The organism is Desulforegula conservatrix Mb1Pa (assembly GCF_000426225.1).
GTDB classification, from domain to species: Bacteria; Desulfobacterota; Desulfobacteria; order Desulfobacterales; family Desulforegulaceae; genus Desulforegula; species Desulforegula conservatrix.
Genome location: NZ_AUEY01000045.1, coordinates 19442 through 33121, shown reverse-complemented (window position 1 = coordinate 33121; position 13680 = coordinate 19442). Strand labels below are relative to the sequence as shown.

Sequence of the window (13680 nt, the reverse complement as noted above, 5' to 3'; positions counted from 1 at the left end):
TACCCTGCTCGCAGATCGATACGAACGTGGATCTGTCATGCTCACAAGTAATCTTCCCTTTTCCAAATGGGAGCAGATTTTCAAGGATCCCATGACTACCGCCGCTGCCATTGACAGACTTGTACATCATAGCATCATTCTTGAACTTAACTTGCCAAGCTACAGGCTGGAAAAGTCAAAACAGAAAATTAACGAGGAAAAAAGTGAGGAAAATGCGCCTTAAATTAGGAAACTGGATCGGGAATTATAACTGTCGCTGACACGGAAAAATAATTGTCGTTGATCAGCTGGCAACAAGACAGAATTCGGATACGATGAAACCACAGGCAGAAAAGTCTGGGAAAAGAACGCGTCCGGTAAATTTACCCGCTACGCTTACGACGTGAAGGGCAGAATTTCCAAGACCTGGGGCGATTCTGTCTATCCTGTTGCTTATTCATATGATGAAACCGGCAGAATGGTTTCCATGACGACTTATCGAGCTGAAACGGGCTGGAACGGAGAAACCTTTCCAGAAAACGCCACCGGCGACACCACAAAATGGCATTACGACCCTGCGACAGGGCTTCTTCTTGCAAAGGAATACGCGGACGGAACAAAGACGGAATACAGATATGCGGAAGCTGGCAGGCTGGATTCCAGAATCTGGGCCAGAAAAAATGGCGCTAATGCTGTCTCGACTTCATATGTGTACGATCCTTCAACAGCAAGCTTAAACAAAATCGATTATTCAGACGAAACAGCTGACATAACCTTTGCCTACGACCGCATAGGCAGGCAAAAATCCATAACAGACGCAGTCGGAACCAGAACCTTTGCCTATAACGACAGCCTCCAGCTCCAGAGCGAAAAGATTGACGGCCTTACGCAAGCAACAATCACAAGGCTTTACGAGATTGACGGCGTGAAGGGCAGGCCAAAAGGCTTTTCAGTAGAAAAAACCGGGGATGCGAGATATGAAATTTCCTACGGCTACGACCCATCCGGCCGCATAAAAACACTCTCCTGGAATGCTGGCGGAAAGGCAGACTCAGCCACCTACGAATATCTCGAAAGCAGCCACCTCCTTTCTTCCATGAAGACAGGAAGCGGCCTTACAACTTCATACACCTACGAAGACCACAGAAACGTTAAGACAGCTGTTTCCAACTCCTTCGGAAACACGGCGGTTTCAACATACACATACGAATACGACGAGCTTGGCAGAAGAAAATCTGTCAAAAACACAGGCTCTGCCTTTAACAATCCAAACTTTAACATCTACGGATACAACGACAGAAGCGAGGTCACGGCCTCAAATTCCTTCACAGGCGAGGATCTGGCAAACAAGAACAATCCGCTTTCTGACAGAAGCAGGGCTTATGCTTACGACCCGATCGGCAACAGGAAAACCGCAACAGAGGCCGCAAACAATTTTGCTTACTCAGCAAACAGCCTGAACCAGTACGAGTCAATCTCAGGGGCAGCAAATCCTGAAACCCCGGCATACGATTTCGACGGCAACATGACCGTAGCCAAGGGCATGGTCTACACATATAATGCCGAAAACCGTCTGATTGAAGCTTCTCCGCAGAATCCTCAGCAGGGAAGCATCAAGTCAACCTACATCTACGATTACATGGGCAGACGCGCCCAAAAGACCCTTTACACCTATTCTTCAGGCTCGTGGCAGAAACAAAAAGATCAGTCCTTCATCTACGACGGCTGGGACATGGTCAAAGAATCAGAAAAAGCCTCGGATTCTTCACCAGAAGTTCCTGCCTATTACGTCTGGGGCCTCGATCTCTCCCAATCCATGCAGGGAGCTGGCGGCGTCGGCGGGCTTATCGCAAGCGTAAAATCAGGGAACGAGTATCTTTATTCTTATGATGGCAACGGCAATGTGGGTCAGATGATTAAATCATCTGATGGCTCGATAGCCGCGCGTTATGAATATGACCCATTCGGCAAAGCCTTATTTAGCGAAGGCCCGATGGCGGGAGAGAATCCATACAGATTCAGTACCAAGTATCTGGATGGGGAGATAGGCTTATATTACTACGGGTTCAGATTCTATGATGCAGAGATGGGAAGGTGGATAAATCGAGATCCAACGGAAGAAAAAGGAGGGAAGAATATTTTGGTATATTTATTCTGTCTTATTAACATTATCTTGAAATTTCAAATATTTAAATATTGTTCAAAACCGCAAGGAGATGACTTTGAAAAAAACATGCCTTTTTGGAGGCCCACTTTTTGACGGCAAAAACATTCATGATGAAGGTATAATCCTTTTTGATAAAAGCGGCATAATTTCAATAAACAATCCGCTTGCAATACATCTGGCTGATGAACTGCATGACGTTGACGGCAAATATATAATGCCTAGTCTTGTGGATCTCCATTCAGACGCCCTTGAAAAATGCATAGAAATGAGGCCCGGAGTTTTTTTTGACCAAAGATTTGCGATCCAGAATCTCGACAGAAGGCTTGCTGCCTGCGGAATAACGTCCTTTTGTCATGCCATAAGCTTTGGAGAAGGAGAAATGGGACTCAGAAGCCAAAAAGAGGCCGACAGGCTTTTAAGGCTGGTGAAGGCGTTCTCCGATTCAGGGAAAGCATGTGTAAGGCATTATGTTCATGCAAGGTATGAGATTGGAACCATAAACGGCACTGATTATGTTGAAGGCCTGCTCGATTCCGGGCTTCTTGATCTTGTCTCGATCATGGATCATACTCCTGGCCAGGGACAGTTCAGGGATCTTGAAAGCTTCGGTAATTATTACGGCAAAACCTACGCCCTGACAGAACATGAACTTGTTACAATGGTGGACAGAAAACAGAAGCGGCAGGCAGAAGGATGGGAATCAATAAGAAATCTGATAGAAAAGGTTGTGGATCAAGGAGTTCCAGTCATGAGCCATGACGACGATACCAATGCAAAAGTGGAGCTTCTTAATGCTTTGGGCGTAACTGCGTCTGAATTTCCTGTCACCATGGAAGCCGCTTTATCAGCAAGGGGAAAAGGCATGAAGGTCTTCATGGGCGCTCCCAACATGATCAGGGGCCTGTCTTCCAACGGTCATCTCACGGCGTCAGAAACAGTCAAAAACAGGTTGTGCAATGGTTTTATCAGCGACTATTACCCTGAATCCCTTGTTCAGGCTCCTTTTGTTGCGGGGAAACAGGTTGGGATAAACTTGGCCGAGGCTTTTGGACTCGCCACAAGCGGCCCAGGTGAGTATCTCAAATCTTCAGGATCAGCAGGACGGCTTGATGAAGGCACTCCGGCTGATATTATTATTGTTTCTCCATCCAATGACTGGGCATCTGTTGAACAGACATGGGTGTCCGGCGGGTGTGTTTACAGGGCTCACTGCTAAAGAATTATTATTTATAATGATGCTTTCCCTTGTACCAGTATGAGGCAGACCATTATTCATTATATTTACGCCTTGTTTTTCTGCCTTTGGTAAGCCTTGATGGTGAATCAGGTAGACGTTTTATTTTGGGAAGTTTTATTTTTACGTGCATGGCAATGAATCTCAGCATTGTTGTGAAAACAAAACTTGCCATGAATGAGTAGAAATTTGATATGCAAAGGACTGATGAAAAATAAAAGACTGCACCGCCCGCTATGGCTGCGGTTGCATAAAAGTCCTCTTTTATGACATCAGGAATTTCTCTAACAAGGATGTCTCTTATAACTCCTCCTCCTGTTGCAGTAAGTGCGCCTGAAAACATTACTCCTATCGGGCCAAGCCCAAGCGACATGGCTTTTTCAGCGCCTGTCGCAGAGAAAAGTCCCAGCCCCACTGCGTCTGCTATGAGCACAATATTCCATCTTTTTGCTATCCAGGGCGCAACAAGAAAAACCGTGAAGCCAGCCAGAATGCATACAAGCAGATAGTTCTCGTCTCTGAAAGCCATGGGAGGTGTAGTTCCTAATATGATATCCCTTGTTATTCCTCCGCCTACGCCGGTTGCGATGGAGAGAACAAGGACCCCCAGAAGATCGAGTTCATGTTTCACGGCGCGGAAAGCTCCTGAAACCGCAAAAACAAAGGTGGCCAAAATGTCGATAAAGTGAATAATCATAAAAACTTCAATAATGGATCATTGAGGAAATAGTCCACAATTAATTTGTTGGCAGGCCTTATTCAGGCTGTTTTGGGAACAGATTTGTCTGATAAATTTTAAAATGTCGCAAGGAAAGGTTTTGAAAATGATTGTAGAAGCAAGTACGGCTGCCCAGGATCAGGTTAAGGAATATTTTGGCGGTAAGGAAATTATGGCGATCAGGGTTTTTCTTGTAAGTGGTGGCTGCGCTCCTCCATATATAGCTCTTGCCCTTGATAACGCAAAGGACACAGATCTTGTTTTTGATATTTCTGGATTCAGATACATTGCTGACAAGGAGTTTTTGAAATCAGCAACTCCTGTTTTTATAGATCACGATGCTACTGGGTTCAGGATTTCATCAAACCTTGTTTTAACAGGAACGGGATGCTCCAAATGCAAAGACTCTGGCAACTGCGGCTAATTATCCTAAAATATTTATAATTGGTAAGTTTTCTAACACAGGCGGGCTTTGTTTAGCGGGCTAATCATTGACCAGCTTTGTCCATTATGAAATTCTTAACTCCATTTTATTAATACAAATTCAAGAATACATGGGAACAGGCTGCCTCGCATATCTTAAGCGTTGACTGAAAAAAGACCACGATATCTGCAAAATTATGATGGATGAACAAGGCTAAAGTGTGCTAAAAAGCGACACATGCACCTCTGAATTTATTAAGGGTGTCTCGAAAAAATAGAATTTCTGATCTCGAAGTTAAAAGTAATCAGCAGCGCCTCATTAAGAACCGAAATTTATGCACGTATAAATGAGGATTCTAATATGATGCTGACTCAGCTAATGCAAAAAAAGCAATTTTTAGGGGTAGCCTAAAGTCTTGTGCAGTTTGTATCGCCGATGTAACTCAGCCGGTAGAGTAGCTGATTCGTAATCAGCAAGCCAGCGGTTCGATTCCGCTCATCGGCTCCATTAATAATAAGGGCTTTGAAGTTTTTTGCTTCAAAGCCTTTGTTTATTTTAAGGCTGAAAGAATTGTTAGATTAGAAGATGGCACATAGTCTGATTTCCAGTTAAAAAGTGCCTTGTAGGTTAATTTGCCATCAAAACAAGGGGGGGGCGTAAGGCGGATTAGGACGCCCTTTGTCCGTAATCCGACGTTAAGCCGAGTGCCTCCGGCGGGTCGCTTTTTGTAAAAAGCTCCGCAAAAACTTTATGGTTTTGTTAGTAGGCAAAAAACTGATATTTTTAGAGTTTAAAAAATGTTAAGCCCATGAACTTTCAAATGTTACTGAGAATTGAGCATAACCACAATAAAATAAGCTCTCCCATGAAGGCCCTCGTTCTCAACAGAATAAATTTTTCTCTCTTTTTAGAGAGGCCGTCCACCCGATAAAGAATAACTGGAAAAATGAAATCAGGTTTTTCGAACTCTAAATACAGGATATCCCTGATCCACCATTTTGACGGAATAATATAAGCTCTTCACCAAGTCTTTTCAAGAACTGCATTTCCCTAAGCAAGATAGTAACTGAAATACATGCAGGGTTGTTTGAAATGACAAGGCTTCAAAAAGGCCGATTCCTGTCATTTCTCAGCAGACCGAAATTCGCGAGCAGTATAAAATACCGGATTCAGGATCAACTCAGGCATGACGTGAGCGCCCTTTTTGGCTTTTTGCGAGTCAATCAAAAACAAGAAGTTTTAATACTCATTTCTTACGAAGGGGGCATTATTTATGGATAATTATGATGGTTTCTCTCTGTTTGAGCTTCTTGTGGTGATTTCCATAATCGCAATCATGTCATGCGTGGCTGTGCCAAATTTCGTGTCATGGCGCAATTCTGCAATAGTAAGGTCTTCGGCGTTCAATATCAAGGCAGACCTTGAACGTGCAAGAATCCAGGCAATGTGCAGGAAATTTATAGTCAGGGTTGATTTTTTTCAGGACGGATACAGGGCCTTCCATGATTTTAACAATAACGGTGAAATGGATGACGGCGAGGAAGTATTTGAAAAAAAACTTGAAGGAGCATCCATTGACTCAACCGAAACCAGATTCGGGTCAAGATCATACGCCAGATTCAGCCCAAGGGGAATGCTTACTTCTGATACAACAGCGGGCGGGAGGATACTGGTAAGACTTGGTGGTAGAGAGCAGGCAATGGCAGTAAGCAGGGCCGGAAGAATCCGGTTTATTTGAATATAATTCGGAGGTTTTTATAATGATAAGGTCGCAGAAAATCAAAAATGAGCGTATGCGTCATGTCTTACTTGATCCTGCATCCGGGATTTATAGTAATTTGAGGATTCCGGCCTTTACAGGGATGATGGCAACAGTATTGCCTGTGATTTCATCAAAAACAATTGATGGGGGAAATCAGAAGGGCTTTTCCCTGATAGAAGTCATGATGGCCATGGGACTCTTGTCCATTGGTCTTCTCGCGGTGCTTTCCCTCCAGCTTTCGTCATCCCAGTTCAATACAGGCGGAAATATCACAACAATAGCGAATATGATCACCCAAAAAAGGATCGAGGAGGTTTCCATCGCAAGATTAAATGACTCGACTTCAATTCTTGGGCAGGAAACTGGCGAGGAAAGTCCGATCATAGAGGAAAATGTCGATTGTGACGGATATGAAAGCCCTTCCGGGATATTCAGAAGGCAGACTTGGGTAACCACAGATCCTGACAGTTCTTCTCTAAAAAGAATAAAAGTCTCTGTTTCATGGACCAGAAACGGCTCTCCGAAAAGTGTTACATATTCAGTTCTGACAAGGGGGAATATCGAAATATGATTATAAAAAAACTAACAGGTCATGATGGCTTTACTCTGATCGAAGTTCTTGTGACTCTGGCCATAAGCGGGATAATCATGGTTGTAGTTGTTACTGTGTTCTCTTCCATGAGCCGGAGCATGAGCGGTGAAAATGTCAGGGTCTCTCTACAGCAGGGATTAAGATCAGCAGTAAATGTAATTGCATTTGACATAAGGCAGGCCAGTCTGGATCCCTTTAAAAAGGGGGATTTCAAGATAATAAAGGCTAAAGAAGATGAAATAGAGTTCAACTCGGATATAAATGTCAATGGATACTTCGAGGCAGATGAACGCTTCAGATATTATGTTTCAAGCTCTACAAAGTCCCTTCAGTTTCAGAATAACGGAGTATCCCAGCCAATGCTTTCAAATATTGAAACCCTCAGATTTACTTTTCTGGACAAAAATGGAGACTCTCTTAATCCTGACGCCGAATCCGTCCGGAACCCTGAAAAAATAAGAGCTGTTGATATATACGTATCAGCAAATGAAAAATACTGGGGCGGATCAGGGAGTGAAAAAAGAGAATACCGTACCGTAGTCAAATGCAGGAATCTGGGGGAAATATGATGGCTTCGTAAAAAGTCAAAAACAGCGGCGGCGTCATGCCGGGCTTGATCCGGTTCAGTTATTTCACCCACTTCTGGATTCCTGCCTGCGCCGGAATGACAGAAATCAGGCTTCTTGCGGGTTCATCAAATATAAATACAGAGTAGCATTTCCGTCAGAAAAAATCTGCCTATAAAAGGAAGGGAATCATGACTATAAGAAAACTGAATGATGAAACAGGATACGTGATGGTCATAAGCCTGTGCATACTCGCGGTGCTGACCATAAGTGCGGCTGCCATATCAATGCTGTCTCAGACCGAATCCGGGATAGTAAGGAACGAAAGAATATATTTCGACAATTTTTATGAGGCTGAGTCTGCAGCTGCAAAATCCATTGATAAATATAGGGACTGGAACTCTTTGGTGGATGCCTCTCCCAGCAACGGGCATAAATTTCAACTCGAAACAGAAGGCGAATCCGGTTCCAGGTCAACAGTTGAAGTTGTCAGAATAGAAGCAGAGGAAGAAAAAACAGCTTTTACAAACGATCTTTCTGACTTTGCGACAAATGGTGTTCCAAAGATGAAGCATATCGATGACCCTTTAATTGATTCAGGAACCGGAGTTACTGGAAAGACAATGATAAGCAGATATGCCGTGACAGCTGAACCGCAGGATGGAGGCGTTCAGCTTCAGGTCGGGATATATAAATATATTCCTAACGGTGGATAGATTTAGAAGGGGGATTTCATGAAGAAAATAGTACTGAAAGCAGCCGTTTGTTTTTTGTTTCTAATATCTTATGTCCATGCTGAAGACATAGATACTATGATTCCAAAAGAGACGGACGTGATGCCCAACATCGTATTGATTCTTGATAATTCATCAACTATGGTCAGTGCAATAGAAGGACCGAAAGGTAGCTACGAAAAGTCAGTTAATTACGGCGGGCCTGCAACTCCATTTGATCAGAACAAATATTATTATGATGATACAGGCTCAATTAGTGAACTTCCTGAAAAACAAATTCCTGATCTGCAGAAGTTGGCAGGCAGGGCAATTGCCGACATGGGGCAGGAACAGCATGCCCTCAAGGAAGAGCTTGATGTAAAAGGCTTCGCGAAATCAGGGGGGATTGTCTATTATACGGGAAATTATCTGAACTGGTTTTATGAATCAAGGTTCAATTTTGCCAAAAGATCTATATACAATTTTCTTGAAACCAGAACCCACGACATAAATTTTTCAATAATAAGACCTGATGCATACCAAAGCCCGGCATCGTTCAAAGGTTATGTCCAGGATTGTGGTCAGGGGAACTGTACGCAAGTGCATATCCGGCAGATCGAAGGCCTCCCATGCCAGAGCGCCCTTGAAAGGTCCCTCCTTGAGACAAGCGCATACTTCATGGAGAAAAAGTCGATATATGAAAACAGGACATATTCAAATACAATCAGATATTGGTGTCAGCCCAATGCAGTCGTTCTGATCTCTGACGGACTTTCAAGATGGAGCGGAGGCAATTCCTTTTCATGGCCATGGGCTCCTGCAATGGATTTTGAGGATAAGGCAGTTGTTCCTGATTATCTGGATGATGTCGCAGAAAAACTTTATACAACGGATCTTGGAACAAATCATCAGGGAGTCCAGAATGTCAGAACATTCACTGCAGGATTCAGAAACCATGCCAAAGCCATATCTAAGAAAGATAACCTGATCAGCGCAGCCCAGAGGGGAGGCGGCGAGTTTACGGAACTTACGGAAGTAAATGCCCTGGAATCTTATCTGCTGAGTATAAAAAACTCCCTCGCCAATTCAACATCAGGTGGTCTGACTGTCCCCGTAAGCAATGACGCAAAAAGTTATTCAGGCGAATATGCCTATCTTTCCATGTTTAAGAAAATTACCACAGAGGAAAGATGGATTGGCAATATAAAAAAATACAGAATCCTCGATAATTCAACATTGAATACAGTGGATGTATGGACAAATAATGACTCTGACGACGCTGCCAATGGAGGAGCAAGACAGGTTCTTCTTGAATCAAGAATGGATGAGAGGAAAATATACACTAACAAAACAGCGTCCTCAAATTTTGTTGAATTCAAGAAAGAAAATTTTTCAGATGGAGAGCTTAATTCGTACAATCTTACGGAATCAATCATTGAAAATATAAGATGCGGCGGGATGTGCGTGGACGGAAAACCCGGGGCATATGCCCTTGGTGATATGATCCATTTTCTTCCCTTGGTGAACCATTACCGGACAGCAGGCGGGGCTTATGAAAAGACAAGGATATTTGCAGGTGGGAACGATGGAATGATCCACTGTTTTGATGATCTTACTGGTAAGGAAAAATGGGCTTATATTCCTGATGACCAGCTTAAAAGGCTCAGGCTGCTTACACCTGAAGGGCATCAATCTGGGTCTGTCAGTATCCATTCGAGTTTTGTGGATGGAGGAAGAACCATATATGAGGGTGGATCTGGTCAGAAATTTCTTGTTTTTGGAGAAAGAAGGGGCGGTAAGAATTATTATTCAATTAATGTGTCTGATCCTGATTCTCCTTCCCTTGCTTACAGGGTTATACTTGATACAGACAACTCATTCGGTCAGTCATGGACAAGTCCTAAGGTCGTACCAGTACTGTACGGAAACAGTCTTAGAAATATTTTCTGGATAGGTGGTGGCTATGACGAAACAAATCAGGAAAAAGAGACTGGCCCCGCGCTTGAGGACAATGTCGGCAAAGGAGTTTATTCCATTGATGCCGAATATGGGCAGAGGCTCGATATAATTTCAGGAACGAGTTTTTCTTCCATAAAAAATTGCATACTGGACCCAGTGAGCTTCAATCCCGGATTCTCTGGCGGCGATGCTGAAAATCCTGCGACCAGTGAACAGAAGAATGCAAACAGCAGAATGTATGCTTGCGACATGGGCTCAAATTTATGGGGTTTCAGAGATGACGAAATACCTGAGAATACTGTATCTGTCCGTGGCCCAGGAATCAAGGACGGCTCATGGATAATGAAAAAAATATTCTCAGCTGGTACTGATCCACAGCGAAAGGTGTTCTCAAGTCCTGAAATAGTTATGGAATCATTCATCCAGACCATTACGGACGCAAACGGTAAAATCACCGGTTATGTTACGCATAAGGGCGAATATGTTTATTTCGGCACAGGAGACAGGGAAGATCCGACCTATCTGCCTGCTGAAAATCAGGAAGAAACAAGGCAGGACAGATTTTATGCCGTCAAGAATTACTGGCTCAAAGGAGACGATACTCCGGCTACTGAAAGCGATCTTCTTGACGTGACCGCAGACAGAATTCAGATGCAGGATGATCAGGCAGAGAAAGACACCCTTTTGTCGTTCGGCAATAGGGGCTGGTATATCAGGCTGGAAAATCCTGGCGAAAAAGTTGTCTGTTCTCCCCTCGCATATAACGGGATGCTGTTTTTCACAACCTATACCCCTTCGGATGATGATGATGATCCTGGCAGAAGGGGCAAGTGCCACAGATACCGTCACAGATATCGTTACCAGGAAGAAAATGGGAATGGCAGCGGGAGGGGGGACAATGCGAACCAGAGCGCTAATGGGGACAGAGGTGGACATGGTGACGGTCAAGGCAACGATCCCTGTCAGGGTGCTGATGATGCCGGAATCGCACGTCTTTACTGTCTTAATTATAAAACAGGTGAGGCTGTTCTTGATCTTGACAGCGCGTCAAGCACAAAAAAGCAGGGGGCAGGCAGGAGGAATAGGAATGGTAATGATGAAAACCAGGATAATGGCGAACAATCTGTTGGGCTTCACAAGAATGACCGATGCACCGTGATTGGGTCAGGAATTCCTGGTGAGCCTCAGCTGTTTTTCCCCAAGACAGGTGGCACCCAGGTACTTGTTGGGGTAAATAACAATATGAAAGCCTTTAGCCTGCCAGTGCATGATATGCATGTGTTTTACTGGAGAGAGAAACAGTAAGGGCTGACCGAAGTTTCTCAATAATGATGGGGTCGCAAAAAAGTCAAAAAAGACGGTGATGTTATGCCTGACTTGATTTGATATTTAGTATTTTTAGGTGTTTATGGATTTGGGCTCCCTGTTTTCACCTGGGTAGGCCCGCCGGAATGACGGAAATCAGACTTTTTGCGACCTTGTCAAATTTCAATATTTAAAAGAAATATAGCTTTTAAAATTCAGGCTAACGATCCAAAACCTCCCTGACTTTTTGAGCCAGAGCTACCACAGAAAAAGGTTTTTGAATGAAATTAAAGTTTTCTTCTATAAAGCCTTTCTGCGCGATAAACTGAGGTGTATAACCTGACATAAAAATGGTTTTCAGATCGGGTATTATTTTGTGTATTTTTTTCTGAAGATCTACGCCAGTCATTCCCGGCATGACCATATCAGAAAGGAAAAGATTTATTTCCCCTTTATGTGTTTCAGCTATCAGGCATGCGTCGCCGGGTGTTTTGGCCTCAAACACTTTATATCCATAAACAGATAGGATTTTTTTAGCCATGGCCAGAACAATTTCCTCATCTTCAACAACAAGTATGGTTTCTTTCCCATTTAGATTTGAGGTTTGTTCCTTTTCAATTTTTTCAGTAGCCTCGCCATAAAATCTTGGAATATATATCTTGAACGTAGTTCCTATTCCTGGCTCGCTGTAAACATTTACGAAGCCTTCATTCTGCTTCACTATCCCATATACGGTTGCAAGTCCCAGTCCTGTCCCCAAGTTTTCCTTTGTTGTAAAAAAAGGCTCGAATATATGTTCAATTGTTTCAGCGTCCATGCCTTTTCCTGTATCCGCCACAGAAATCATGACATACTCTCCCTGTGCGATAATAGAATCCTCTGCAACATGGTCAACATTTGCAGTTTCTATTGTAATAATTCCCCCGCTTGAAATGGCGTCCCTTGCATTTACAGTCAGATTGACAAGGATCTGATCCATCTGACTTGTGTCAATTTTTATGTTCCAAAGGCCTGCACCTGGGAAGAACTTGACGTTGATATCTTCTCCTATCAATCTACCCAACATTTTAAGTCGGTTTTCGATAAGACTGTTCAGGCTTGTCGCAACCGGTAAGATGGGTTGTTTACGCGAAAAGGCCAGAAGCTGTCTTGTAAGATCAGCAGATCGCTCTCCTGCGTTTATGATTTGAAGAACATCATTATAAAGCGGATCAAGTGGATTCAGGCGAGTCAAGGCCATATCTGCATAGCCAATAATTATGCTGAGCATGTTGTTGAAGTCATGCGCAACGCCTCCTGCAAGCCTTCCTATTGCTTCCATTTTTTGGGATTGATGCAGCCGGGATTCCAAATCTTTTTCAGTTTTTTCAGCGTGTATCCGCTCGGTTATGTCCCTTATAATCCCTATGAAACCTTTCAGAATACCTTTTTCGGCCATTAAATAAAAAATATTGACCTCTCCCGGGAAAACAGCCCCGTTCTTTTTCTTGAAATCGACCTTATATAAGAAACGGTAATCTGCTATATATTTTTTAAACTCGTTTTCCACTTGTCTTAATGCTTCGTCATTTGCAAAAAACATAAATGTTTCTTTCCCTATAATGTCTTCCAGGGAATAACCAAAAAGATCAACAAAGGCCGGATTGCAGTCAATTACTGCTCTTTTTGTGTCCACGACTACAATAGCATCCCGGATGCTATTAAAAAGGAATCTGTATCTTGTTTCACTCTGTTTCAGGATTTCCTCCGCCTTTTGCCTATCCTGAACCTCTTTTTCTAATTCCAGCATCTTCTGCTCAAGCTTTCTAACCAGGCGTTGATTGTAAAGTTTGAGAATTTCCTCTTCATGAGCTGATTCTGTGGCTAAAACTATTTCCTTGCTTCTGGCAATTGTCATAACATCCCGGACAGCCCCCATAATTACATCCGGCTCACAGGGTTTTTGAATAAACCGGTCTGCTCCGATCTTGAGAGCAAACAGTTCATCCTGGGGGCCGGTATAAGTGGCTGTATAGAAGATAAAAGGGATATGGCATAGTTTTTCATTTGCCCTGACTCTTCGGCACAGCTCAAATCCATCCATGACCGGCATGAGGATATCACTGATTATCAGGTCAACTCCGCCTGACTCAAGACGCTCAAGTGCCTCCGCGCCATTCGGGACAGACTGGACATCATATCCATTCCCCTTGAACAGAACTTCCAGCAGATACAAATTCTCATCTCTGTCATCAACAATGAGGATATTCATAATATTTTTC

At 43.4% G+C, this 13680-nt stretch carries 11 protein-coding genes and 1 tRNA gene; 10 read left to right on the top strand and 2 right to left on the bottom strand.

Annotation, left to right across the window (positions count from 1 at the left end):
* The 3 genes from K245_RS0114675 to K245_RS0114665 all read left to right on the top strand — a co-directional run.
* On the top strand, positions 1-223 hold a 223-nt coding region (locus K245_RS0114675; protein WP_027359845.1), incomplete at its 5' end, for an ATP-binding protein.
* A gap of 159 nt (positions 224-382) precedes the next feature.
* The gene (locus K245_RS0114670) at positions 383-2239 is read left to right on the top strand and encodes an RHS repeat domain-containing protein (protein ID WP_027359844.1); all 1857 of its coding nucleotides are present in this window, start codon (positions 383-385) and stop codon (positions 2237-2239) included.
* The gene (locus K245_RS0114665; RefSeq protein ID WP_051284169.1) at positions 2202-3362 is read left to right on the top strand and encodes an alpha-D-ribose 1-methylphosphonate 5-triphosphate diphosphatase; all 1161 of its coding nucleotides are present in this window, start codon (positions 2202-2204) and stop codon (positions 3360-3362) included. Before K245_RS0114670 ends, K245_RS0114665 begins: the two co-directional genes overlap by 38 nt.
* Positions 3363-3414: 52 nt before the next feature.
* Here K245_RS0114665 and K245_RS24700 read toward each other — a convergent pair whose 3' ends face one another.
* Positions 3415-4077 (bottom strand): trimeric intracellular cation channel family protein, encoded by a 663-nt coding sequence (locus K245_RS24700; protein ID WP_198013896.1) that lies wholly within the window; start codon positions 4075-4077, stop codon positions 3415-3417.
* 127 nt (positions 4078-4204) lie between these two features.
* Here K245_RS24700 and K245_RS0114655 point away from each other — a divergent pair, with 127 nt between their 5' ends.
* The 7 genes from K245_RS0114655 to K245_RS0114615 all read left to right on the top strand — a co-directional run bounded on the left by K245_RS0114655 (position 4205) and on the right by K245_RS0114615 (position 11419).
* Positions 4205-4522 (top strand): IscA/HesB family protein, encoded by a 318-nt coding sequence (locus K245_RS0114655; protein ID WP_156906808.1) that lies wholly within the window; start codon positions 4205-4207, stop codon positions 4520-4522.
* 431 nt (positions 4523-4953) lie between these two features.
* A tRNA-Thr gene (locus K245_RS0114650) sits at positions 4954-5029 on the top strand.
* Positions 5030-5795: 766 nt separating this feature from the next.
* Positions 5796-6260 carry a GspH/FimT family pseudopilin gene (locus tag K245_RS0114640; RefSeq protein ID WP_027359840.1) on the top strand — a complete coding sequence of 155 codons (465 nt, stop codon included), beginning with the start codon at positions 5796-5798 and terminating at the stop codon, positions 6258-6260.
* Between the two features lie 22 nt (positions 6261-6282).
* Positions 6283-6855, top strand: coding sequence for a type IV pilus modification PilV family protein (locus K245_RS0114635; protein ID WP_027359839.1), 573 nt, complete (start codon positions 6283-6285; stop codon positions 6853-6855).
* Positions 6852-7445 (top strand): PulJ/GspJ family protein, encoded by a 594-nt coding sequence (locus tag K245_RS0114630; RefSeq protein WP_027359838.1) that lies wholly within the window; start codon positions 6852-6854, stop codon positions 7443-7445. Before K245_RS0114635 ends, K245_RS0114630 begins: the two co-directional genes overlap by 4 nt.
* Before the next feature lie 188 nt (positions 7446-7633).
* Positions 7634-8158 (top strand): pilus assembly PilX N-terminal domain-containing protein, encoded by a 525-nt coding sequence (locus K245_RS0114620; RefSeq protein WP_027359837.1) that lies wholly within the window; start codon positions 7634-7636, stop codon positions 8156-8158.
* An 18-nt stretch (positions 8159-8176) separates the two neighbouring features.
* The gene (locus tag K245_RS0114615; RefSeq protein WP_027359836.1) at positions 8177-11419 is read left to right on the top strand and encodes a pilus assembly protein; all 3243 of its coding nucleotides are present in this window, start codon (positions 8177-8179) and stop codon (positions 11417-11419) included.
* Between the two features lie 220 nt (positions 11420-11639).
* Here the strand turns inward: K245_RS0114615 and K245_RS24695 are convergent, their stop codons facing one another.
* The gene (locus K245_RS24695) at positions 11640-13670 is read right to left on the bottom strand and encodes a response regulator (protein WP_051284167.1); all 2031 of its coding nucleotides are present in this window, start codon (positions 13668-13670) and stop codon (positions 11640-11642) included.
* Positions 13671-13680: the final 10 nt, after the last annotated feature.